Raw genomic sequence first — 22,869 nt, forward strand, 5'->3', positions numbered from 1 at the left:
TCAGACCACCAGGTCCACCCGCACGGTCAGCAGCTGCGCGCCGATCAAACGGACCGCGGCGCTGTTGAGGCGGGGCAGGGTCCGCAGCCGCGCCACCGGATCGTCCTCCGGCATCAGGTGGGCCGTGCCCTCGTGCCAGCGGCCGTGGATGCGGACCCGTACCTTCGGGTCGGCCAGGATGTTGCGCACGTACTGCGACCGCTCGCCGAACTCCGAGACCAGCCAGAAGGAGTCACCGATCCGGCGTCCGCCGACCGGAGTGCGGCGGGGCAGGCCCGACGTGCGGCCCGTGGTCTCCAGCAGGGTGTGCTGCGGCAGACGGCGCATGACGGCGTTGAGCCGGCGCTGAAAGGCCCTGACGGTCCGGTACTTGCGCTCGATGCTGCGGGACATGGTCGGCAGGACTCCTGTCATCGGCGGTACGGCGGTGTGCGGGCGCGTTCACCTGTGTTTCGCGAGTCCGTCGACTCACGGTTCAACAGCGCCCCCTTTAATGGTGCCCTTGACGGTGCCATGACCGAGGGGTGGGTGGCCGTGCGCGTGGTGACCTGGAACCTGTGGTGGCGGTTCGGGCCGTGGCGTGAACGGCAGAAGGCGATCCGCTCCGTGCTGCGCGACCTGCGGCCCGACCTCGTGGGCCTGCAGGAGGTGTGGGCCGCCGACGGGGAGAACCTCGCGGAGTGGCTGGCGGACGAGCTGGGCCTGCACTGGACCTGGGCGGCCTCCCCGGCCCCGGAGCGCTGGCGGCGGCGGATCGGCGACCCGTCGGTGGACATCGGCACCGCCGTGCTGAGCCGGTGGCCGGCCGAGGAGACGGAGGTCCTGCGGCTGCCCGTGCCACCCGAGCTCGACGACGGGCGGCTCGCCCTGTACGCGCGCACAGGTCCGGTGTCCTTCGTCACCGCACACCTGACGTCCGTGCCGACCGCCGGAGCCGTACGCCGCCAACAGGCCGCCGCACTGGCCGAGTTCGCCCGCCGCGACGGCACCGTGATCGTCACCGGCGACTTCAACGCCGAGCCGGACGCCCCCGAACTGCGCCTCCTGCGCCGCGACTTCCGCGACGCCTGGACGCGAGCCGACCCCACCGCCCCGGCCGCGACCTGGGCCTGGGACCCGGAGCTGCCGTACAACCCGGGCGGGCCCCGGCAGGGGGCGCGGATCGACCACGTCCTGCTGGGCGGGCCGGGTTCCGTACGGCAGGTGCACCGGGCCGGCGACCGCCCGGTGGACGGGGTCTGGCCGTCGGATCACGCGGCCGTCGTGGCGGACCTCGATCTCCAGGCGCCCTGGGCGGTTTCCCCGCGGGCGTGAACGCGCATCGACTTCTCGGGGCACCCCCGGTACAGATGGGACATGCGCCTCTCCGTCACGATCTTCCTCACCGACGAGACGATCGCCCCGACTCGGCTCGCCCGCGAGCTGGAGCAGCGTGGCTTCGCCGGGCTGTACCTGCCCGAGCACACCCACATCCCCGTCGAGCGGACCACCCCGTACCCGGCCGGCGGCGAGCTGCCGCGCGAGTACGGCCGTACCCTCGACCCCTTCGTCGCGCTCGGCCAGGCCGCCGCGGTGACCGAGCGGCTCGGCCTGGGCACCGGCATCACGCTGGTCGCCCAGCACGACCCGGTCGCCCTCGCCAAACAGATCGCCACCGTCGACCATCTCAGCGCGGGACGTCTCACCCTCGGCGTCGGCTTCGGCTGGAACGTGGAGGAGGCCGCCGACCACGGCGTCCAGTGGCGCACCCGGCGCGAACTCGTCCGGGACCGGATGGCGTTGATGCGCGCCCTGTGGGCGGAGGAACCCACCGCATACGAGGGTGAGTTCGGGAGCGTCCGGGCCTCCTTCGCCCACCCCAAGCCGGTGCACAAGCCGCGCGGCCCGGTCGTCGGCCCGCGCACGCTCGTCGGCGGCGCCGCCGGACCCAAGCTCTTCGCGCACATCTGCGAGTACGCCGACGGCTGGATGCCCATCGGCGGCCGGGGACTGTCCCAGTCGCTGCCGGAGCTGCGCGGCGCGTGGGCCGACGCGGGCCGCGACCCCGCCGCCCTCCAGATCGTGCCCTACGCCGTCCACCCCGCCCCCGGGAAGCTCGCGCACTTCGCGGACCTCGGCATCGAGGAGGTCGTCGCGCAGTTGCCGCCCGCGGGGGAGGCGGAGGTGCTGCGGGCCCTGGACGGTCTCGCCGCCTGTCTCGGCTGACCTGATCACCTCGACCGTATGCTCGAAGGATGACGACTGCGGTGACCTCCGGAACCGGCCCGACCGAGAACTCCCTGCGTCGCGCCCTGAAACGGGCCCGGGACGGCGTCGCCCTCGACGTCAGTGAGGCGGCCGTCCTCCTCCAGGCCCGCGGCGAGGCCCTCGACGACCTCACCGCGTCCGCCGCCCGGGTCCGGGACGCGGGCCTGGCGGCGGCGGGCCGCCCCGGGGTGATCACGTACTCGAAGAGCGTCTTCATCCCGCTCACCCGGCTGTGCCGGGACAAGTGCCACTACTGCACCTTCGTCACCGTGCCCGGCAAGCTGCGCCGGTCCGGGCACGGGATGTTCATGTCCCCGGACGAGGTCCTCGACATAGCCCGCAAGGGCGCCGCGCTCGGCTGCAAGGAAGCCCTCATCACCCTCGGCGACAAGCCCGAGGACCGCTGGCCCGAGGCCCGGGAGTGGCTGGACGCCCACGGCTACGACGACACCATCGCCTACGTGCGTGCCGTCTCCGTCCGCATCCTGGAGGAGACGGGCCTGCTGCCCCACCTCAACCCGGGCGTCATGAGCTGGACCGACTTCCAGCGCCTGAAGCCCGTCGCGCCCTCCATGGGCATGATGCTGGAGACCACCGCGACCCGGCTCTGGTCCGAGCCCGGCGGCCCGCACCACGGCTCCCCGGACAAGGAACCGGCGGTCCGGCTGCGGGTGCTGGAGGACGCCGGCCGTTCGTCCGTCCCGTTCACCTCCGGCATCCTGATCGGCATCGGCGAGACGTACGAGGAACGCGCCGATTCCCTCTTCGCGCTCAGGAAGATCGCCCGCGCCTACCACGGCATCCAGGAACTGATCATCCAGAACTTCCGCGCCAAGCCGGACACGGCGATGCGGGGCATGCCGGACGCCGAACTCGACGAACTGGTCGCGACGGTGGCCGTCGCCCGGCACCTCATGGGCCCCAGCGCCTGCCTCCAGGCCCCGCCCAACCTGGTCGACTCCGAGTACGAGCGGCTCATCGGCGCCGGGATCGACGACTGGGGCGGCGTCTCCCCGCTGACCATCGACCATGTGAACCCCGAGCGGCCCTGGCCGCAGATCGAGGAGCTGGCCGAGCGGTCCCGCACGGCAGGTTTCGAGCTGCGTGAACGCCTGTGCGTGTACCCGGAGTTCGTGCGGCGCGGCGAGCCCTGGCTGGACCCGCGGCTGCGCCCGCACGTGGCGGCGCTGGCGGACCCGCTGACCGGGCTGGCGCGCCCGGACGCGGTCGTCGAGGGGCACCCCTGGCAGGAGCCGGAGGAGGTCTTCGAGGCGTCGGGCCGTACGGATCTGCACGCCACGATCGACACCGAGGGCCGCACCGCCGACCGCCGCGACGACTTCGACGAGGTGTACGGCGACTGGGGCGCCCTGCGCGAGGCCGCCGCCCCCGGGATGGTGCCGCAGCGCATCGACACCGACGTCCGGGCCGCCCTGGCGACGGCGGCGGACGACCCGACGAGGCTGACCGACGAGGAGGCGCTGGCGCTGCTGCACGCGGACGGCCCGGCGCTGGACGCGCTGTGCCGGATCGCCGACGACGTCCGCAAGGCGGCCGTCGGCGACGACGTGACGTACATCGTCACGCGGAACATCAACTTCACCAACGTCTGCTACACCGGCTGCCGGTTCTGCGCGTTCGCGCAGCGCAGGACGGACGCCGACGCCTACACGCTCTCCCTGGACCAGGTCGCCGACCGCGCCCAACAGGCCTGGGAGGTGGGCGCGGTGGAGGTCTGCATGCAGGGCGGCATCCACCCGGACCTGCCGGGGACGGCGTACTTCGACATCGCGCGGGCGGTGAAGTCCCGGGTCCCCGGCATGCATGTGCACGCCTTCTCGCCGATGGAGGTGGTGAACGGCGCCACCCGCACCGGACTGTCGATCCGCGAATGGCTGACCGCTGCGAAGGAGGCCGGCCTGGACTCGATCCCCGGCACGGCCGCCGAGATCCTCGACGACGAGGTCCGCTGGATCCTGACCAAGGGCAAGCTGCCCACGGCCACCTGGATCGAGGTGATCACGACGGCGCACGAGCTGGGCATCAGGTCCTCGTCGACGATGATGTACGGCCACGTCGACCAGCCGCGCCACTGGCTGGGGCACCTCAGGACGCTGGCCGGCATCCAGCGGCAAACCGGCGGCTTCACCGAGTTCGTGACGCTGCCGTTCATCCACACCAACGCGCCCGTCTACCTGGCCGGTATCGCCCGGCCCGGACCGACCGTGCGGGACAACCGGGCGGTCACGGCGATGGCCCGGCTCCTGCTGCACCCCTGGATCCCCAACATCCAGACGAGCTGGGTGAAGCTCGGCGCGGAGGGCGCGGCGCAGATGCTCCGCTCGGGCGCCAACGACCTGGGCGGCACGCTGATGGAGGAGACGATCTCCCGGATGGCGGGCTCCTCCTACGGCTCCTACAAGTCGGTCAAGGACCTGATCGCGGTGGCGGAGGCGGCGGGACGCCCGGCCCGCCCCCGCACCACCCTCTACGGCGAGGTCCCGGAGGAACGGCAGCGGGCGGCAGCCGCCTCGGACGGGCATCTGCCCGAGCTGCTGCCGGTACTGGAGTAACCCGTGGGGTGCGTCGCAGTACGATGATCCGAACCTGTCGGTGAGCTGAGGAGATCCGTGCCGTGCCTGCCCCGAAGGTCTGGGTGACCGGTCTGACGGTCGGGGCGACAGCCGTGGTCGTCGCCCTCGCCGTACAGGCGGACCAGGGCGCGAAGCCCACGGCCGGCCCGCCGAGCGCCTCCGCCCCGGCCACCCCCACGCCGAAGGCGACCGAGTCCGCGCAGCCGGTCCGGGTGCCGGACGGTTCGGGGACGGGCCGCCGGATCGTGTACTCGCTCGGCCAGAAGCGGGTGTGGCTGGTCGACGCGAGCGAGGCCACCCGCCGCACCTTCACGGTGTGGCCCGGCTCGGTCGACCCCGACCCGGGCAGCTACCAGGTCGGCACCCGCACCGAGGCGACGACGGGCTCGGACGGCGTGGAGATCGAACACGTGGTGTACTTCGCTACGAAGTCCGGCGTGAACGTCGCCTTCTCCAACGCCGTGGACGGCTCCTCACCGCCCCCGCCCGAGGCCGGCGCCCGGACGGGCGGTGTCCGGATGAAGGCGGGGGACGGCTCGGCGCTGTGGGCGTTCGGGACGGCGGGCACGACCGTGACGGTCGTCGAGTAGAAAACCGGGGGAAACGACCGTGGCTGTACTGATCCTGTCCGTGCTGCTGGCGCTGGTCATCGGCGGCTGTGTCTGTGTGGTGTGGGCGGCCCGGGGCACCGCTCCGCGCTGGGCCCGGGTGGCGGCCGCCGCGACCCGGGGCGCGGGCGAGCTGCTGTCGGTCCTGATGAAGTCCGGCAAGGGCTCCCGGAGCAGCAGCAGCTCGGCCGACTCCGACTAGGCCCTCTCGGGCTCGGTGGATCCGGGCAGCTGGTTGACGAGCAGGACGATGCCGCTGAACACGAAGACCCGCGTCGCCGCGTCGAGGCCGTTCCAGTCACCGGACTGCCACATCGCGAACCACTCGCCGCCGATCGCGATGAACCCGGCGCCGAACAGCAGCATGACCATGAGCAGGCCGTACGTCGACCAGCGCCGGGCCTCGCGGTCACCGCGGCGGAACCAGAGCCAGGTGCCGTATATGAGGACGAGCGCGGCCAGGGTCTCCCAGACGATGATCGCGACGTACGCGATGTCCTGAAGTCCCTTGCTGGTGATGGCCCTCCACATCAGGTCGTCGTCCTTGAACGTGGTGTCCATCGCGAGGACATGCCGGACGAACTGCTGATTCGTCCCGAAGTCCGTGATGTTCCCGAAGGCGACCAGCGCCATGTAGAGCGCGACGCTCGCGGTGAGCAGGGTGGCGGTGAGGCGGAGAGCGCCGCGTGGGGATGTCGATGCCATGACCGCAATCTTCCCCGCTGCGGCCGGTGTGATCCAGATCCATTGAGCCAGAATGGGAGACGGCAATCCCGTCCATGGCAGGGGAGTTGGACCGGTGATGAGACCGACGCGGCCGTCGATGCAGGAGCTGATCGGGCGGCGCAGGCGGGCCGGGTTCGTGGGCCGCAGTGATGAACGGGCCGCGTTCCGGGAGAACCTGGACCTGCCCGCCGAGGACGAACGGCACCGGTTCCTGTTCCATGTGCACGGCAACGCCGGAGTCGGAAAGACTTTCCTGGTCCGGGAGTTGGAGCAGCTCGCGCGGGACCGCGGGGCGCTGACCGCCTATGTGGACGAGGGCTGCGGCAGCGTGCCGGAGGCCATGTCGGCGATCTGCCAGCAACTCGCCGCCCAGGGACACCGGTTGAAGAAACTGGAGGAAGCGCTCACCGCGCACCGCGAACGGCGCCATGAGGCGGAGGCCGAGGTCGCCGCCCTGGAACCGGCGCCGGAGGGCCCGTCCCCGGTGGCCGCGACGGCGGTCCGGCTCGGTCTGGCGGGGCTCGGTATGGCGGTCCCGGTGGCCGGACCCTTCATGGGCGCCGTGGACTCCGACCGCCTGGCGGAAGGCGCGGCCCGCCTGAAGGCCCGCCTGAGCGCACGCTTCCGCAACCAGGAGGACCTGCAACTGGTGCTCGCCCCCGAGCGGGTCCTCACCCCCAAGTTCCTGGACGAACTGGCGGACGTCACCTCCGCGGCACCCTGGCTGGTCCTCTTCTTCGACACCTACGAGCGCACCGGGGCCTTCCTCGACGGCTGGCTGCACGACCTGATGACCACCGACCGGTACGGCGAACTCCCCGCCGAGGTCGTCGTGGTGACCTCCGGGCAGCGCCCCTTCGACACCGGCCGCTGGGGCGGCTTCGCGGACTTCATGACCGACCTGCCGCTCGGCCCCTTCACGGAGGCGGAGGCGCGCGGCCTGCTCGCCGACCGGGGCGTCCGGGCCGAGCCGGTGGTCGCCGAGGTGCTGCGGCTCTCCGGCGGTCTGCCCGTGCTGGTGTCCACCCTCGCCGAGTCCCGCCCGGCCGACCCGGACGACGTGGGAGACCTCAGCGCGACCGCCGTCGAGCGCTTCCTGCGGTGGGAGCCGGACCCCGCACGCCGCCGGGTGGCGGTGGAGTGCGCGCTGCCCCGGTTCCTGGACGCCGACGTGTTCCGTGCGGCCGTGGACTGCGCCGACGAGGAGGCCCTCGCGCTGTACGACTGGCTGCGCGGGATGCCGTTCGTCAGCGAGCGGGGCGACCGGGCGCAGTACCACGACGTCGTACGGGCGCCGATGCTCCGCCTGGAACGCCGCCGGTCGCCCCGGGGTTGGGCGGAACGGCACGAGCGGCTCGCGCGGACCTTCGCGGGCTGGCGGGAGGAGAGAGAGGGCGAGCTGCGCGATGCGTGGGACGACAGGAGGTGGCGGGAACTGCGGCTGGCGGAGGCGTACCACCGGCTGTGCGCGCGGGAGCAGGTGGCGTTGCCGGGTGTGCTGCGGGACGTGGTGCTCGCCTGTGCGCGGGGTCCTGAGGAAGCGCGGCGGTGGGGCCGGATGCTGGCCGAGGCGGGGGAGGACACCCAGGCCACGGCGGTGGCCCGCTGGGGCCGGGACCTGCTGGACGCCCTGGAGGACGCGAACACCGAGGCCGCGCTGGGCCTGCTCATCGACCGGGCGGACCTCGATGCCGGTCTCCGGGCGGTCGCGCACGCGACGCGCGGCAGGATCCTCCGGACGGACGGCCGGTACGAGCGGGCGATGCTGGAGTACGACCGCGCGATCGCCCTGGACGGTGAGCTGGCCTCCGCCTATTTCGGCCGGGGGAGCGTCCGCGCTCACCTCGGCGACTACGCGGCGGCCGTCGAGGACCTGGACCGGGCACACGCACTGGACCCCGAAGGCGCCGAGATCCTCGCCGTACGCGGCGACTACCACCGCATCCTCGGCGACCACGAGGCCGCGCTGCGCGACCTGGACCGGGCCGTCGAGCTGGACCGGACGAGGCCCACCGCCTGGGCGGCAAGGGGTGTCGTCCAGCACGCCCTGGGGCAGACCGATCTCGCCCTCGCGGACCTGGAGCAGGCCCTCGTCCTCGCCCCGGACTTCGTCTGGGCCCTGGTGCGCAGGGCCCGGGTACGACGCTCCCGCGGCGAACGCGAGCCCCAACTGGCCGACCTCGACCGCGCCGTGGCCCTCGCTCCCGACACGGCCTGGATCCTGTGCGAGCGCGGCGACGCGCTGAGCGCGGCGGGCCGGGAGGAGGAGGCGCTAGCCGATTACCAGCGCGCCATCGACCTGGACGACACCTACGCCTCCGTGTACGCCAGCCGAGGTGCCCTGCACGCCCAGCACGAGCGCTACGGGGACGCCGTGGCCGACCTGGACAGAGCGCTCGAACTCTTCCCGGAGTACCTCTGGGCGCTGGTGCACCGCTCCAGGGCACTGTGCCGCCTGGGCAGGTTCGAGGCAGCGCTCGCCGACGCGCACCGTGCGGTGGAACTGGACCCGGCTGACGGGTGGGCCCTCGCCAACAGGATCACGATGAGCCTCGCCGTCGGCCGGCTGGAACGGGCGCGCTCGGATCTCGATCGCTACCGGACGATCGGTTCCGACCTCGCGTGGGCCCGTCGGAAAATGGCCCAACTGCACGTCTGGGGCGGCCGGTTCGAGGAGGCGCTGGCGGAGCTGGACGACGACGACACCCGCTGCGAAGTGCACCTGCGGACGGGGGACTGGGGGCTCGCCCGGCAGGAAGCCGAACGGCTCTGCCTGGTCGACGAGTTCGACGGCGCGCTGAACCTGGCCCTGGCCGCGAGCGGAGAGACGGGAGTGACGGCCGCCCGGCCACTGTGGAGGCGCTACGCCCGCTCGGCCCGCGGCTCCGCCGCCTACCGCAGGGTGAGCGACATCGTCGAGGCGGTCATCTGCGCCGGACTCCAGGACTGGGCCGAGCTGGACGCCCGGCTGGAGCGGGTGCTCGCCACGCGGTACGAGTGGACCGACCTCGCCGGTCTCGCCGACTGCCTGGACATCCTGCTGCAGAGCGACGGCATCGACCGGTCCAGGCTCGCGCCCAGGCGGGACACGGTGGTCGCGGCGCGGGACGCGATGCGGGCGCGTTACGCGGAGTAGGCGTCCAGGAAGGCGGACCAGGCGTGGCCGGTGAAGGCGAGGCGCGTGCCGTCGGGGTCCTTGGAGTCACGGACGTGGACGGTGGGGGCGGTGGGGGTGGTTGGGGATATGGCTACCTCGACGCACTCAGGGCCGTCGTTGCTGCTGTAGCTGCTCTTGAACCACTCCAGGGCGGAGGTCATGTTGCGTCTCCCAGGACTTTTTCGATGAAGGCCAGCGATTCTCGCGGCGGCAGGGCCTGTGCCCGGATCATTCCATAGCGCATCTCCAGGATTTGGACCTCCCGGGGATCAGTGATCACACGGCTGTGCAACTGCGCCTCGGAATGCCCGAGTGTCCTTCCGCCCGGCAGCTTCAGCAGCTGGAGCGGACCACCCATGCCCGTGTGGTCCTCAAGGTCCGTGGGCATGACCTGAATCGCGACGTGCCTCAACGCGCTGATCTCCAACAGGTGTTCGAGCTGCCGCCGTAGCACCATTCTGCCGCCGATCGGCCGCAGCAGCGTCACCTCTTCCTGGACAAACGTGAGCTGAGGGGCGGGCGTCCGCTCGAAGACGTGTTGCCGTGCCGTACGTGCTGCGACCTGGCGCTCGATTTCGTCCTCGGAGTACGCGGGCCGCCGCATCGCGAACAACGCCCGCGCGTACTCCGGGGTCTGGAGCAGACCGTGCATGTTGTGGTTGGCGTACGCCCCCAGCTCGACCGCCTCATCCTCCAACTTCGCCAAGTCCCGCACGTTCTTCGGGTACCGGGCCTCCTCCACGTCCTTCTTCATCGCGGAGACCTTGCCGCGCGCCCCGGTCACCTCATCCGTCTTGTCCAGGAAATCGGACTTCGGGATCCGCTTCCCCCGCTCCACGGCCGAGACCATGTCCCCGCCGTACCCGATCGCGTCCCCGAGTTCCGTCTGCTTCAGCCCGGCGGCCTCGCGCCACAGCTTGATCTGCCGACCGACCGTCTTGAGTACGGCCTCGGCCTCCTCGTCCTCCATGCTGCTCAGCGTAGACAGCGTGACCACGCTGAGTGACGGGAACGAGGAAAACCGGATCACTCCGGTTCACTTGGTGCACACCCCGCATACCATTCCGCCCCCTGAACCGACCGTTCCTGGTCGATTACAGTGCTGAACGTGGGTGCGACAACGGGCGCCGTCTGGGGCCGCTCCGAGCAGCAGGACTTCCGTAGCCGCGTGCGCGGCACGATGCTCGGTGCTGCCGTCGGCGATGCGCTGGGCGCGCCCGTGGACGGGCTGAGCCTGGACGCGATCAGGGAGGCGTACGGCGCCGAGGGCCTGGTCGATCTGGGGCTCGGGTACGGCCGTCGCGGCGCCGTGACGCATCTGACCCAGCTCGCCCTCTTCTCCGTCGACGGGCTGATACGGGCCCAGGTCCGCCGGGACACGGGCGCCTGGCATCCGCCGACGGATCTGCACCGGGCGTACCTGCGGTGGGCGGCCACCCAGCGGGACTGGGGTCCGGACGAGCGGCGCAAGGAGAACGGCTGGCTGGCCCTGGAGGAGTGGCTGTACGCCCGCCGCGACCCCTCCCGGTCGCTGCTGATCGGCCTCGGCGACGAGATCATGGGCACACTGGACGCGCCGAAGAACCTGGGGGAGGCGGGGCCGGAGGCGGCGGCGCGGTCGGCGCCCTTCGGGCTCCTGGTCGGCTGGGAGCCCCAACTGGTGGCCCAGCTGGCGATCGAGTGCGCGGCGCAGACGCACGGCCACCCGGTGGGGTACCTCTCGGCGGGCGCGTACGCCGTCATCGTGCATGCCTTGGCCTGCGGGGAGAGCCTCGACGGGGCCGTGCAGCGGGCGCTGGCGCTGCTGGCGGCCCGCCCCGGCCATCAGCCCGTCTCGGACGCGCTCCAGCACGCACTGGGGGCGGTACGGCAGGGGATACCGACCCCGGCCCGGGTCGAGGAACTGCTGGGGGAGGGCACGGCGGAGGGCGTACTGGCGGTGGCCGTGTACTGCGCTCTGGTGGGCGAGGACGTCCGCCATGGCCTGTGCCTGGCGGTCAACCACGACGGCCCCTCGGGTGCGACGGGCGCGCTGACCGGCGGGCTGCTGGGCGCCCTGCACGGCGAAACGGCCCTCCCCCCGGCCTGGCTGGCCGAGCTGGAGGGCCGCTCCACGATCCTGGAACTGGCCGACGACTTCGCGATGGAGATGACCCAGGGCCCGGCGCTGCACGGTCCGGCGGGTTCCTCCCCGGGCTGGCTCACCCGTTATCCGCGCGGCTGAGCCACCTCGTCCCGGGGGCCGGCCGGAGCCGGGACCGCCGCGGCGGCCGACCCGTCGTCGTCCGAGTTCACCTTGTCGATGATCGCCATCCGCTCCGGGGTGTCCTCCGGCTTGATGAAGCCGATCAGGATGTACAGCACCAGGGAGACGGCCAGCGGGATGGACACCTGGTACTGCAACGGCACGCCACCGTCGACGTTCCAGTTGATCGGGTAGTTCACCAGCCAGAACGCCAGCAGACCCATCGACCAGCTGGTCAGCGCCGCCGTCGGCCCGGAGCGGCGGAACGGCCGCAGCAGACCGAGCATCATCGGGATCGCCATCGGGCCCATCAGACCGGCCACCCATTTGATGACCACCGTGATGATGTCCCCGAACGTCGGCGAGTTGACCTGTGTCGCCGCCGCCATGGACAGGCCGAGGAAGGTCACGGTCGCGATGCGGGCCACCCGCAGCCCCTGCCCCTCGCTCCAGCTGCGCGCCCGGCGCCAGATCACCGGCGCGCAGTCCCGGGTGAACACCGCGGCGATGGCGTTGGCGTCGGAGGAGCACATCGCCATGGTGTGCGAGAAGAAGCCGACGATGACCAGACCCAGCAGGCCGTGCGGCAGGAGCTGTTCGGTCATCAGGCCGTAGGAGTCCGAGCCGTCCGGCTTCTGCGACTCCACCAGCAGCGGTGACATCCACATCGGGAAGAACAGCACCAGCGGCCAGACCAGCCACAGGATCGCCGACAGCCGCGCCGACCGCTCCGCCTCCCGCGCGTTCTTCGTCGCCATGTACCGCTGCGCCTGGTTGAGCATGCCGCCGTTGTACTCGAACAGCTTGATGAAGAGGAAGGCCAGCAGGAAGACGGTCCCGTACGGCCCCACCAGCGGCTCACCGTGGCCCTGGAGCTCCGGCTCGTCCCAGGCGCCGAAGAACCCGATGCCCTTGTCGTTCAGTTCCATGACCACGGCCACGAACATCGCGACACCGGCGAGGAGTTGGATGACGAACTGGCCCAGCTCGGTCAGCGCGTCCGCCCACAGCCCGCCGATGGTGCAGTACACGGCCGTGATGGAACCCGTGATCAGGATTCCCTGGTTCAGCGAGATCCCGGTGAACACCGACAGCAGGGTGGCGATCGCCGCCCACTTCGCGCCCACGTCCACGATCTTCAGCAGCATCCCGGACCACGCCAGGGCCTGCTGGGTCTTCAGGTCGTACCGGTTCTTCAGATACTCCAGCGGGGAGGCCACGTGGAGCCGTGAGCGGAGCCGGTTGATGCGCGGCGCGAACAGCTTCGACCCGATGGCGATGCCCAGGGCGATCGGGAAGGACCAGGTCACGAAGGACGTGACGCCGTAGGTGTAGGCGATGCCCGCGTACCCGGTGAACATCACCGCGCTGTAGCCCGACATATGGTGCGAGATGCCGGAGAGCCACCACGGCATCTTCCCGCCGGCCGTGAAGAAGTCGCTCACGTTGTCCACGCGCTTGTGCGACCAGATGCCGATCGCCACCATCACGCCGAAGTAGCCGATGAGCACGGCCCAGTCGAGACCGTTCATGTGCGCCCTCCCAGGGTTCAGCCCGGCGCTCATCGTGGGCGCTGGCGCGTGAACACGACAAGCAGGCGGAAGGTCAAAGGGAGGTAAAATCATTCGGCATGATGGTTCTGGTTCAGATATCTGAACTCATCGCATCAGCTCCCCGGCGTTGACCAGCAGCGACTGTCCGGTGATCGCGCGGGCGCGGTCCGACACCAGGAACGCCACCGCGTCCGCCACATCCCCGTCCGTGGCCAGCTCCGGCAGCGCCATCCGCTCCGTCAGCCGCTGGAGCACGGCATCCTCCGCCAGCCCTCCGGACCGCGCCGCGAACCGGACGTACGCCTGCACCGGCGGCCCCCACATCCACCCCGGCAGCACCGTGTTGACCCGGATCCGGTGCGGCCCCAGCTCCCGGGCCAGCGAGTACATCGCGCTGGTCAGCGCCCCCTTGGAGGCGGCATACGCGGCCTGCCGCACCTGCGAGGGGGCGGCCACCGCCGACTGGGTCCCGATGAACACCACCGACCCGCCGTCCGCCTTGAGCGCGGGCAGGCAGGCGCGGGTCATCCGCAAAGTGCCCAGCAGATTCACGTCGAGCACCGACTGCCAGGTGGCGAAGTCCGCGTCCTCCAGGCCCCCGAAGCAGCTGTCCCAGGCGGCCACATGGACGACCGCGTCGATCCGCCCGAACCGCTCCCGCGCCAGCCCGGCGAGCTCCCGGCACTGCTGCTCGTCGGTGATGTCCGTCCGCCGGTACGCCGTGTGCGCCCCGCCCGGGTCGACCCCGGCCGCGCTCCTGGCGAGGTTGGCCTCGGTCCGCGCCCCCAGCACGGCATTCCCCCCGTCCCGTACGACCGTTGCCGCGACCTGATGGCCGAGTCCGGGCCCGACCCCCGAGACGACCACCGTCTTGCCGTGGAGCAGGGACATCGCCGCTTCCCCTCTCTGGTCAATTATCTGACGGAGCGTCAGAGTATGAGCGACGCGAGGAAAGGGGAACGCCATGGACACCCACAGCGACGGCTACGCCGAACTGGCCGCCGTCGGCCCGTACGGCGTCCGCCCGGGCCATGCCCTGATCACCCTGGTCGAACCGCACCCGGGCCACGAGTACGCCTACAACCGCTGGTACGAGGACGACCACTACTACGCCGGCGCCATGGCCATGCCCTGGATGTACGCGGGCCGCCGCTGGGTCGCCACCCGGGACCTGCAACTCCTGCGCGTGCCCGAGAAGTCGGCCGTCGCCCGGCCCGTCACCACCGGCTGCTACCTCTCCACGTACTGGATCACGGCAGGCCGCTACGACGACCACATGAAGTGGACCGTCGCCATCAACAAGCGCCTGAACCGCGACGCCCGCGTCTACCAGGACCGCACCCACGTCTTCACCGCCTTCCACGACCATGAGGCGACCGTGTACCGGGACGGGGCCGCGGGACCCCGCGACGTCCACGCGCTGGACCACCCCTACGCGGGCCTGGTGCTGGAGGTGATCGACGCCGAGTCGGCCGAGCGGCGCGGGGAACTGCTGGAGTGGCTGCGCTCCCGCCACCTGCCCCGGCGCCTCGCGGGCTCCCCGGCGGCCATGGTGACCGTCTTCCGGCCCACCCCCCTGCCCGGCGACCGGATGAGCTACGTCAAGCAGGTCGAGGGCGTGGACACCCGGCTGACGCTGCTGTGGTTCCTGGAGGCGGACCCCCGGGAGTGCTGGGAGCCGTGGTTCACGGGCATCGACACCCAGGTCGCCGAGTCGGGCCTGGGCACGCTGGAACTGCTCGCGCCGTTCGTGCCGACGGTGCCGGGCACCGACCGGTACGTGGACCGGCTGCGCTGACGGGGCCGCTGACGGGGCCGGGCTACTTCAGCTCGTCGGGACACGGAGTGCCCCGCGGCACGTCGTAGGGCGCCGCCAGCCGGTACGTCCCCGCCTTCGGGGCCACCAGCATCGTCCACTTGTCCCCGAGCGCGTCCTCCTCGGTCTCCATCAGGCAGCCGTTGACGTTGTCGTACGCCTTCGGCTCGCCGTCGGGACGGTCCTCGGAGGCCTCCGTCTCCCGGGGCGGGTCGAGCTTCCTGCCCTCGGCGTCGACGATGCTCAGCCACGGCGAGTACGGAATCCGGATCAGCACCCGCCCCGGCTTGCTCACCCGCATCGTCCACTCGCCCTGCTCGGCCCGCTCCACCACCGTGTTCGGCTCGGCCAGCGGCGCCGGGTCGAGCACCCGGAACAGCTGCCAGTTCGCGTCGCCCCACACCTGCTTCAGATACGGCATCCCGCGCTGCACCAGCTGCCGCTCACGCTCCCCGCCGTCCCCGTCCGGCTTGTCCTTCGGCAGCACGACGTAGTGCACGGCCCACCGCCTCAGCCACTCCAGATAGTTGGCCGAGTTCAGGGTGTCGTCGTAGAAGAGCGGGTTGCGCTCCATGTCGGCCTGGCGGTTCCAGCCGCGCGCGAGGTTGACGTACGGCGCGAGCGCGGAGGCCTCCCGGTGCGAGCGGACCGGTACGACCTCCACCCGGCCCTTCTCGGCGCCGACCTCCTGGAGCTCGTTGACCAGGGGGGCCAGCTCGCGGGCCCAGGAGGCGGCGGGCGTGGTGTGCACGATGTCGACGACCGACTTCACGCCGATCCACACGTTGAACCCGACGACCGACAGGACGATCGCGTACCACTTGCGCGAGCGCGGCACCGTGAACGGCAGCGCCGCCACCAGCGCCACCCCCGCGAACAGCATCGACAGCCGGGTGATGTTGGAGCCGATCTGCGAGCTGATCAGCCACACCAGGACGACCGACAGCGCGTACACCGCCGAGGTCAGCCGGACCGTCGTCCACTCCTTGGGGACGAGCAGCAGTACCAGCACCGCGGAGGCGAACGGCAGCAGCACCGAGAACACGTTCATCGGCTGCGTCCCGGAGAACGGGAACAGCCACGCCGACACCGCCACCACCGCGGTCGGCGCGAGCCCCAGCGCCCAGGCGCCCGGCCGCCGCTTCTGCAGGAACAGCGCCACCGCGACCAGCCCCACGAAGAGACCGGCCACCGGCGAGGCCATCGTCGCGAGGGCGGCCAGCGGGGCGGCGCACAGCGCCTTAGCCCAGCGCTTGTAGCGCCACGGGTACGGCCAGCAGAACACCACCGCCACCGCGCCGAGCGCGAACATCATGCCGAGCCCGAAGGTGACCCGCCCCGAGGCCGCGTTGCACAGCAGCGCGAACACCCCGGCCAGCGCCGCCCACAGCGGATTGCGCACGGAACGGCTGCGGATGAGGACGAGCGTGAGCAGCCCGGCGGAGACGGTCCCGGCGATCATCATCGTCGTACGGACGCCGAGCACCGACATCAGATACGGCGAGACCACGCTGTACGACACCGGGTGCATGCCGCCGTACCAGGCGAGGTTGTACGCGGAGTCCGGGTGGCGGCCGACGAACTCGGCCCAGGCGTCCTGGGCCGCGAGGTCGCCGCCGCTGTTGGCGGAGGTGAAGAACCAGACGATGTGCAGGACGCCGGCCAGGGCGGTGACGGACAGGACGGGGTGCCGCAGCAGGCGCTCACGTACGGTGAGGAAGGCGGCCTTCGCGCGGGAGTTCGCGGGGGAGGGAGGGTCCTCCTGGCGGTCCTTCTCGCGGTCCTGCGGGGAAGCTTCGGGTACGCGTATTCGCGGGCCGGCTTCCGGGCCCGGATCGGCGTCGTCGGCGTGTTTCGGCTCGGCGGTGGCCACCGTCAAGGCACTCCCGTGGTGTCCTGGCTGCTGTTCTGGCCGCGTCCCGTTTCCCGCGTGTTGTCGGCCCTGTCCCTGCGGGTTCCCCGGTCGCGCCGTGTGAACGACGACCTGACCCGATTCGTGACGCTAGCACGCAGCCCGCCGGGCGGCTCCCGGGGTGGGGGCCGCCCGGCGGGCTGCGCTGTGCGGCGGGTCAGCCGATGCGGGTCAGCCGGTCCGTGAAGCCCGGCTCGACGAGGTCCGACTTCAGCGCCACCGGCACCTTGACCGCGCCCGCGGTGCCGCCGTCGCCCACGGTGAGCGTGCCGACCTTGGTGCCCGCCTTCGCCTCGTGCGGTACGGCGTCGGCGGCGAAGTTCAGCTCCACCTTCAGGCCCGCCCAGCCGGCCGCCTTGACGTCCTTCGTGGCCACGACGGGAGTCCGGCCGCCGAGGCCGTCGTCCACGTAACCGACGACGTCGCCCTTCTTCAGCAGCGTCGCCGACTCCAGCGCGCCCTGCGCGGCCCGGATCAGCCGGTCGCCGGAGTCGAGCGCCGCGGCGAGGATGCCGCCGCCCGTGTCCGGCTGGCGCACCACGGCGCCGACGATGGTCCGCATCTCACCGCCCACCTCCTGCTTCGCGGCGAACACCAGGTTGCCGAGGGCGGAGGTGGTGGTGCCGGTCTTGATGCCGACGACGTTGTTCTTGCCGACGAGCTGGTTCCAGTTGCCGTGGTTCTGACCCTTGTAGTCGTCGTACGACATCATCGCGGAGACCTCGCGGAAGACCGGGAACTCCATCGCGGCCTTGGCGAGCTTGACCTGGTCCACGGCCGTGGAGACCGTCGTGTTGTTCAGGCCCGAGGGGTCGGTGTACGTCGTGTTGGTCATGCCGAGGTCGTCGGCGGCGGCGTTCATCTTCTCCACGAACCCCTTCTCCGACCCGGCGTCCCAGCGGGCCAGCAGGCGGGCCACGTTGTTCGCGGACGCGATGAGGATGCTCTCCAGGGCCTCGCGCTCGGTGATGGAGTCACCGGCGAAGACGTCCACGGTGGACTCCTGGCCGGCGTCCGACTGCTCCTCGGCGGCCTGGTCGATCTTGATCTTCGGGCCGTCCGCGCCGCTCTTGAGCGGGTGGTCGCGGAGGATGACGTACGCCGTCATGACCTTGGCGACGCTGGCGATCGGGACGGGCTTCTGGTCACCGGAGGAGCCGAAGGAGCCGATGCCCTGCACATCGAGCGCGGCCTGTCCGTCGGCGGGCCAGGGGATGTCGACCCGGGAGCCGTCGAAGGTGTACGTCGACTCCGCGGTGAGGTCCAGCGTGGGTGTCGGGAGCGGCCGTACGGCCTGCACGATCGCGAACACGACGATGAGCAGCAGGACGAGGGGGGTCCAGATCTTGACCCGCCTGACCAGAGTGCGGACAGGGGTCTCCGGCGGCGGCGGAGTGTTCGTCAGCTCGGCGAGCAGGTCCAGCGGGGGCTTGGGCGGCAGCGGCTGCTGCGTGGTGCGCTCGGGCCCGACCTGCGGAACAGCGGTCGTGACCTCCGACTTCGCCGGCATGTCCGGCTTGAGGGCGACGAACTTGCTGGTCGGCTGATCCACGGCGGGCCGGGGCCGGGACTGGGGCTGGGGCTGGACGGCCCGGAAGGCGGTGGTGGGCTGATCAACCCGACCGACTCCGCCCGCGGCGGCGTCTTGCTTCCCACCCGCACCGCCCGTGCGGCTTGCGTCGTCGCCTGCGGGTGGCCCCGCCGGGGGGACCTCGCCGTCGGCGGCTGCGGGGGTGTCCCGCGGGTCGGTCTTCCCGGCAGGCTGGGCATCGGCCGTCTGCGGCTCGACGTCCGCGTCGGTCTTCGCGTCAGCGGGCGCGCCCTTGGCGCCGTCCGGCTCCGCGTCGGCGGGAGCCTTGGCGTCCGAGGTGGGCGCGCCTGCGGCGGAAGCGGCGGCCGGGGTCTGCCCCGCGTGAGGGGCGTTGTCGTCGTCCACGGGAGGCTTGGCGTCCGTGGCGGTCTTCCCGCCCGCGGCAGCGCCCTTGGCGCCGTCCGGCTCCGCGTCGGCAGGCGTAAGGCTCTCCGCGTCCGTGGACGCCTCCGGCTCCGGGCGGTCGTCCTCGGGGGCCGCAGGCGCGTTCCGCTCCGAGGTGGCGTCCTCCGTGGCCGCAGGCGCGTCCCGCTCCGGTGTGGCGTCCTCCGTGGCCGCAGCCGGGGCCGCCTCGGCGTTGCCGTTCTCCGGCTGCTCCTCGGGCGTCCCGGTGGCGGCTTGCGCCGTCTCCTCGGCGTCGGCCTTGCCGCCCACGCCAGCGTCGGCCTTGCCGCCCACGCCAGCGTCGGCCTTGCCGCCGGCGCCGGTGTCCGCCTCGGCCTCGCCGCTCTCCTCGGCCGTATCCGACGCCCCGGCCCGCTCCTCCGCGCTACTCGAACCCTCCGCGCTACCCGGGCCCCCCGCCGGGTCGGTGTCCGTGGCTACCCATGCTGCTACCGCCGCGCGCAGGCGGTCGTCGTCGGGCTTGGGGGCGGCGGGCTCCGGGTCCGGCGTGGACTTCCTCGCGTCCGCCAGCTCTCGGGCCGACAGGACCCGCGTGGCCGTGTCCACGGCCGCGCGGGCCATGGCGAGACGGGGGTCGGTGGATTCGTTCCGCGCCTCCGGAACCGGACCCGCGCTCCCCGACGTCGGTTCTTCCGACGACTCGCGCTGCTTCGAACTGTCGGGGGACTCGCCCGCCACCGATGCCTCCTAAACCGTGCTCCGTCTGAACCGCCGCCGCCCGGGACACCGCTCCGCAGCGCTGTCCGAACCATGTACCAGTGTCCTGTGTGCGGGCTTGACCGACGCGTTAGACGAGAACGACATACCTACTGGTTCCCTTACAAACAGGTCACGCACCCTCGACAGACCAATGTGAGAGGGGTCACCCTGTCATTCATCCACGCGGGGAGGCATGGATGGGCAGGAGCCGCAGAACAATTCCGGAGGAGCTTCTGCTGCTGGCACTGGACCCGGCCACGGGTACCACTGCACAGCCGCAGTCGCTCGACCTCGGTCTGGCCGGAGCACAGCTAGTGGAGCTGGCGCTGGCCGGACGGATAGCCCCAGATGGGGATCGTATCGCCGTGGTGGTACCACGGCCGACTGGAGATCCGACTTTGGACTGCGCATTGGAGTTGCTGCGAAGGCGTGGCGCTCCCGTGCGTGCCGTCCACTGGATCGGCGGGCCCCGCCTGGGGCTGCGCCAGACCTACCTCTCGCATCTGGAGCGGTGCGGCATGGTGCATGCCGTGGCGGGACAGATGTGCGGGGTGCTGCCGACGACTCGCTACCAGGCGACCGACAACGAGATCAGCAGGGAGATCAGATCCCGGCTGGACTCCGCGATCCGCACCGGCGTACCACCGGACCCGCGGACCGCGGCGCTCGCCGCACTGGCGCACGCGGTCGGTCTCGGCAAGCACCTGTATCCGGGCAACGAGGGACGTTCCTCTCGCTCCCGGCTGCGGGACCTGATCAGACACGACCCCATGGGCGGTCTCGTCGCGCACGCCGTGATGGACGTCCAGAACGGCGTGGCGGCCCAGCCGCGCCGCAGCCCGGCACCGGCGGGCCGTCAGCCGTCCGCCGGAGGCAGGGCCGCACCGGAACCCGCCCGCGGTGTTCCGATGCAACCGCGCCGAGGTTCGATGGCGCGTGTCGTGGCGCACTGAGCCGCAGCTCCACGACGTGCACCACCGCATTCCGCACGACTGAGCGCCGCACCGCAGTCCCCTAGGCCCGGTACGGGAGCCGCTGGTCCGCGCGGGGTGGCGAGGCCGTATGTGTCGGGACGACGACACGGCCCCGCCGCCCCGCGCGGCCGCATGTGCAATGTGCCCGAACTGACGTGTACGCAGCGCATATCCACCGTTTCCCAGCGGTAGAAAGCACCTTGGTGGCAATCTGCTCAACAGCAGATACGCAAAGTCGCAAGCAGTACTTGCAGCCGGAGGTGCACGTCCCGTGGCGTCCAATGTCAATCCCACTGTCAGGCGCCGCCGTCTGGGTCAGGAGTTGCGCCGGCTCCGCGAGCTCAAGGGCATGACGGCCGAGGAGGTGGCCGAGCGGCTGCTGGTCTCCCAGTCGAAGATCAGCCGGCTGGAGAACGGCCGGCGCAGCATCAGCCAGCGCGACGTCCGTGACCTGTGCGGGGTCTACGAGGTCGAGGACGTCCGGATCGTGGACTCCCTGATGCAGATGGCCAAGGACTCCCGCCAGCAGGGCTGGTGGCACTCCTTCGGCGACATCCCGTACAGCGTCTACATCGGCCTGGAGACGGACGCGGCGAGCCTGCGGGTGTACGACCCCCAGGTCGTTCCGGGCCTGTTGCAGACGAAGAGCTACGCGGAGGCCCTGATCTCGGGCGCGCTGCCGGAGGTCGCGCCGACCGACGTCGACAAGCGGGTCCAGGTGCGCCTGCGCCGACAGGAACGTATCTCTGCCCCGGAGAACCCGCTCCGCCTGTGGGCCGTCCTGGACGAGGCGGCGCTGCGCCGCGAGGTGGGCAGCCGGCACGTGATGATCGAGCAGCTGGAGCACCTCATCGAGATGTCCCGGCTGCCCCATGTCACCGTGCAGCTCATCCCGTTCACCATGGGCGCCCACCCCGGGGTCAGCGGCCAGTACGCGATCCTGGAGTTCCCGGACGCCGCCGACTCCAGCGTGGTCTACATCGAGGGCGTGACCAGCGACCTCTACCTGGAGAAGGCGCAGGACGTACAGAAGTACAGCGTGATGTACGAGCACCTGCGCGCCCAGGCGCTGAACGCCGACCAGAGCCGCGAGTTCATCGCGAACGCGGCCAAGGACTACGCCCGCTGATCCGCGGCGCCGGAAGATACACCTTCGGCCAGTCCCGGCGGAAGTCCCCACTGGAATATGCCATCCAGTCGAGTGAATAGTCGCTCCGCGCATCGGTGGTGGCGAGTAGCGTCGATCACGCCACCGGACAACACCGTTGGCGAAAACGTGCCGTGCGGACCTCGAGACACCCGTCCGGCACGCGGACAGCACTCAGCAACTGGTTACCGGAGCGAACATGGCAATCAAGCAGGGCGTCACCGACACGTGGATCAAGTCCTCGTACTCGCAGGGCAATGGCGCCTGCGTCGAGATCAAGTCCCCGGTCCTGTCGGCAATGGCCGTCCGGGACTCCAAGGTCACCGAGGGTCCCGTCCTGGCGTTTCCCGCGACCGCGTGGAACGCCTTCGTGGCCTCGGTCAAGGCGTAAGGGGGGCTGCTTCCCTGAGTCCCGACCGACGATGACCGACAACTCCACAAGCACGACCCAAGAGCCCTCTCGACGAGCCCGCCGTCCTTGCCGAGGGGGCTCGGCTCGTGCCCGGCAGCCGCACACCGCGCCTGCCGGGCACGGCCGTTCACCTCACCGGGAAGGCGACGTCGCACACCGGATCCCCGGCGCCCGCCGCGTCCCAGCGATGCGCCGGGCAAGGTCAACCGCTACTGACCGAGGGCCTTCTCCACCGCGGTGACGATCTCCGCGGCGTCCGGCTCGGTCTGCGGGGAGAACCGGGCGACGACCTGGCCGTCCCGCCCGATCAGGAACTTCTCGAAGTTCCAGCGGACGTCACCACTGTGCCCCTCGGCGTCGGCGAACCCGACGAGCCGCTCGTACAGCGCGTGCCGCCCCTCACCGTTCACCTCGACCTTCTCGGTCATCGGGAAGCTCACGCCGTACGTCGCCGAACAGAATTCGGCGATCTCCGCGGCGCTGCCCGGCTCCTGTCCGAGGAACTGATTACAGGGCACCCCAAGCACGGTGAACCCCCGCTCCGCGTACCGCTCCTGCAGCCGCTCAAGCCCGGAGTACTGCGGCGTCAGCCCACACTTGGAAGCCACATTCACCACGAGCACAACCTGCCCAACGTACTGCTTGAGCTGCGCGGAACCCCCCTGCAGCGCCCCGATCTCCACACCAAGAGGACCACCATTACTGCCATCTACAGTCATACGGCGATGCTAGCCCCGTAGCCCGGCAGCCCCGTAGCCCCCTAGCCGCGGGCAGTCGTGCCGC

At 71.3% G+C, this 22,869-nt stretch carries 20 protein-coding genes; 11 read left to right on the forward strand and 9 right to left on the reverse strand.

Annotated elements, in window-relative coordinates:
* A complete protein-coding gene (locus ACWD11_RS15450; RefSeq protein ID WP_451283416.1) occupies positions 1–393 on the reverse strand; it encodes a nitroreductase/quinone reductase family protein in 393 nt (130 codons plus the stop codon).
* 120 nt (positions 394–513) lie between these two features.
* Between ACWD11_RS15450 and ACWD11_RS15455 the strand changes: the two genes are divergently transcribed.
* The 5 genes from ACWD11_RS15455 to ACWD11_RS15475 are packed head-to-tail and all read left to right on the forward strand — an operon-like array spanning position 514 to position 5,651.
* Positions 514–1,314 (forward strand): endonuclease/exonuclease/phosphatase family protein, encoded by an 801-nt coding sequence (locus tag ACWD11_RS15455; protein WP_451283418.1) that lies wholly within the window; start codon positions 514–516, stop codon positions 1,312–1,314.
* Positions 1,315–1,356: 42 nt separating this feature from the next.
* Positions 1,357–2,205: an LLM class F420-dependent oxidoreductase gene (locus ACWD11_RS15460; RefSeq protein ID WP_389418220.1), complete on the forward strand. Its 849-nt coding sequence runs from the start codon at positions 1,357–1,359 to the stop codon at positions 2,203–2,205.
* Between the two features lie 29 nt (positions 2,206–2,234).
* Positions 2,235–4,820 (forward strand): bifunctional FO biosynthesis protein CofGH, encoded by a 2,586-nt coding sequence (locus ACWD11_RS15465; RefSeq protein WP_451283420.1) that lies wholly within the window; start codon positions 2,235–2,237, stop codon positions 4,818–4,820.
* Positions 4,821–4,873: 53 nt separating this feature from the next.
* Complete coding sequence (locus ACWD11_RS15470) at positions 4,874–5,431, forward strand: hypothetical protein (protein WP_389418429.1); 558 nt, start codon at positions 4,874–4,876, stop codon at positions 5,429–5,431.
* Between the two features lie 19 nt (positions 5,432–5,450).
* Entirely contained in the window at positions 5,451–5,651 is a 201-nt protein-coding gene (locus ACWD11_RS15475; RefSeq protein WP_389418222.1) for a hypothetical protein, read from the forward strand.
* Here the strand turns inward: ACWD11_RS15475 and ACWD11_RS15480 are convergent.
* Positions 5,648–6,154 (reverse strand): DUF2165 domain-containing protein, encoded by a 507-nt coding sequence (locus ACWD11_RS15480; RefSeq protein WP_389418223.1) that lies wholly within the window; start codon positions 6,152–6,154, stop codon positions 5,648–5,650. The genes ACWD11_RS15475 and ACWD11_RS15480 overlap by 4 nt on opposite strands.
* A gap of 97 nt (positions 6,155–6,251) precedes the next feature.
* On the opposite strand from ACWD11_RS15480, the gene ACWD11_RS15485 reads away from it, so the two are divergent.
* Entirely contained in the window at positions 6,252–9,311 is a 3,060-nt protein-coding gene (locus ACWD11_RS15485) for a tetratricopeptide repeat protein (RefSeq protein ID WP_451283423.1), read from the forward strand.
* Here the strand turns inward: ACWD11_RS15485 and ACWD11_RS15490 are convergent.
* Positions 9,299–9,493, reverse strand: coding sequence for a DUF397 domain-containing protein (locus ACWD11_RS15490; RefSeq protein ID WP_451283425.1), 195 nt, complete (start codon positions 9,491–9,493; stop codon positions 9,299–9,301). The two genes, ACWD11_RS15485 and ACWD11_RS15490, sit on opposite strands and share 13 nt — an antisense overlap.
* Positions 9,490–10,302, reverse strand: coding sequence for a helix-turn-helix domain-containing protein (locus ACWD11_RS15495; protein WP_451283427.1), 813 nt, complete (start codon positions 10,300–10,302; stop codon positions 9,490–9,492). Before ACWD11_RS15495 ends, ACWD11_RS15490 begins: the two co-directional genes overlap by 4 nt.
* 138 nt (positions 10,303–10,440) lie before the next feature.
* Here ACWD11_RS15495 and ACWD11_RS15500 point away from each other — a divergent pair, with 138 nt between their 5' ends.
* Positions 10,441–11,556: an ADP-ribosylglycohydrolase family protein gene (locus tag ACWD11_RS15500; protein WP_451283428.1), complete on the forward strand. Its 1,116-nt coding sequence runs from the start codon at positions 10,441–10,443 to the stop codon at positions 11,554–11,556.
* Here the strand turns inward: ACWD11_RS15500 and ACWD11_RS15505 are convergent.
* Positions 11,541–13,109, reverse strand: a complete 1,569-nt coding sequence (locus ACWD11_RS15505) for a sodium:solute symporter family protein (protein ID WP_389418228.1) — start codon at positions 13,107–13,109, stop codon at positions 11,541–11,543. The two genes, ACWD11_RS15500 and ACWD11_RS15505, sit on opposite strands and share 16 nt — an antisense overlap.
* 126 nt (positions 13,110–13,235) lie before the next feature.
* Positions 13,236–14,021: an SDR family oxidoreductase gene (locus tag ACWD11_RS15510; protein ID WP_451283430.1), complete on the reverse strand. Its 786-nt coding sequence runs from the start codon at positions 14,019–14,021 to the stop codon at positions 13,236–13,238.
* A gap of 73 nt (positions 14,022–14,094) precedes the next feature.
* Here ACWD11_RS15510 and ACWD11_RS15515 point away from each other — a divergent pair, with 73 nt between their 5' ends.
* Positions 14,095–14,928, forward strand: a complete 834-nt coding sequence (locus ACWD11_RS15515) for a hypothetical protein (RefSeq protein WP_389418230.1) — start codon at positions 14,095–14,097, stop codon at positions 14,926–14,928.
* 22 nt (positions 14,929–14,950) lie between these two features.
* Here ACWD11_RS15515 and ACWD11_RS15520 read toward each other — a convergent pair whose 3' ends face one another.
* Both ACWD11_RS15520 and ACWD11_RS15525 read right to left on the reverse strand, forming a co-directional pair.
* Positions 14,951–16,819, reverse strand: a complete 1,869-nt coding sequence (locus ACWD11_RS15520; RefSeq protein WP_389418430.1) for an MFS transporter — start codon at positions 16,817–16,819, stop codon at positions 14,951–14,953.
* A 196-nt stretch (positions 16,820–17,015) separates the two neighbouring features.
* Positions 17,016–19,532 (reverse strand): D-alanyl-D-alanine carboxypeptidase, encoded by a 2,517-nt coding sequence (locus ACWD11_RS15525; RefSeq protein WP_451283432.1) that lies wholly within the window; start codon positions 19,530–19,532, stop codon positions 17,016–17,018.
* 218 nt (positions 19,533–19,750) lie between these two features.
* On the opposite strand from ACWD11_RS15525, the gene ACWD11_RS15530 reads away from it, so the two are divergent.
* From ACWD11_RS15530 to ACWD11_RS15540, 3 genes are all read left to right on the forward strand, one after another.
* Positions 19,751–20,506 carry a GOLPH3/VPS74 family protein gene (locus ACWD11_RS15530; protein ID WP_389418232.1) on the forward strand — a complete coding sequence of 252 codons (756 nt, stop codon included), beginning with the start codon at positions 19,751–19,753 and terminating at the stop codon, positions 20,504–20,506.
* Positions 20,507–20,798: 292 nt separating this feature from the next.
* Positions 20,799–21,656, forward strand: coding sequence for a helix-turn-helix domain-containing protein (locus ACWD11_RS15535; RefSeq protein WP_250072021.1), 858 nt, complete (start codon positions 20,799–20,801; stop codon positions 21,654–21,656).
* A 217-nt stretch (positions 21,657–21,873) separates the two neighbouring features.
* The gene (locus ACWD11_RS15540) at positions 21,874–22,065 is read left to right on the forward strand and encodes a DUF397 domain-containing protein (protein ID WP_389418233.1); all 192 of its coding nucleotides are present in this window, start codon (positions 21,874–21,876) and stop codon (positions 22,063–22,065) included.
* A gap of 230 nt (positions 22,066–22,295) precedes the next feature.
* Here the strand turns inward: ACWD11_RS15540 and ACWD11_RS15545 are convergent, their stop codons facing one another.
* Positions 22,296–22,805: a glutathione peroxidase gene (locus ACWD11_RS15545; RefSeq protein WP_389418234.1), complete on the reverse strand. Its 510-nt coding sequence runs from the start codon at positions 22,803–22,805 to the stop codon at positions 22,296–22,298.
* Positions 22,806–22,869: the final 64 nt, after the last annotated feature.

It is taken from the genome of Streptomyces sp. NPDC002776, from assembly GCF_053592195.1.

Bases quoted from the DNA above. Each gene is read 5' to 3' on its own strand.
- ACWD11_RS15450 (WP_451283416.1), bottom strand. From the start codon at position 393: ATGTCCCGCAGCATCGAGCGCAAGTACCGGACCGTCAGGGCCTTTCAG.
- ACWD11_RS15455 (WP_451283418.1), top strand. From the start codon at position 514: ATGACCGAGGGGTGGGTGGCCGTGCGCGTGGTGACCTGGAACCTGTGG.
- ACWD11_RS15460 (WP_389418220.1), top strand. From the start codon at position 1,357: ATGCGCCTCTCCGTCACGATCTTCCTCACCGACGAGACGATCGCCCCG.
- ACWD11_RS15465 (WP_451283420.1), top strand. From the start codon at position 2,235: ATGACGACTGCGGTGACCTCCGGAACCGGCCCGACCGAGAACTCCCTG.
- ACWD11_RS15480 (WP_389418223.1), bottom strand. From the start codon at position 6,154: ATGGCATCGACATCCCCACGCGGCGCTCTCCGCCTCACCGCCACCCTG.
- ACWD11_RS15485 (WP_451283423.1), top strand. From the start codon at position 6,252: ATGAGACCGACGCGGCCGTCGATGCAGGAGCTGATCGGGCGGCGCAGG.
- ACWD11_RS15490 (WP_451283425.1), bottom strand. From the start codon at position 9,493: ATGACCTCCGCCCTGGAGTGGTTCAAGAGCAGCTACAGCAGCAACGAC.
- ACWD11_RS15495 (WP_451283427.1), bottom strand. From the start codon at position 10,302: ATGGAGGACGAGGAGGCCGAGGCCGTACTCAAGACGGTCGGTCGGCAG.
- ACWD11_RS15505 (WP_389418228.1), bottom strand. From the start codon at position 13,109: ATGAACGGTCTCGACTGGGCCGTGCTCATCGGCTACTTCGGCGTGATG.
- ACWD11_RS15510 (WP_451283430.1), bottom strand. From the start codon at position 14,021: ATGTCCCTGCTCCACGGCAAGACGGTGGTCGTCTCGGGGGTCGGGCCC.
- ACWD11_RS15515 (WP_389418230.1), top strand. From the start codon at position 14,095: ATGGACACCCACAGCGACGGCTACGCCGAACTGGCCGCCGTCGGCCCG.
- ACWD11_RS15530 (WP_389418232.1), top strand. From the start codon at position 19,751: ATGGGCAGGAGCCGCAGAACAATTCCGGAGGAGCTTCTGCTGCTGGCA.
- ACWD11_RS15540 (WP_389418233.1), top strand. From the start codon at position 21,874: ATGGCAATCAAGCAGGGCGTCACCGACACGTGGATCAAGTCCTCGTAC.
- ACWD11_RS15545 (WP_389418234.1), bottom strand. From the start codon at position 22,805: ATGACTGTAGATGGCAGTAATGGTGGTCCTCTTGGTGTGGAGATCGGG.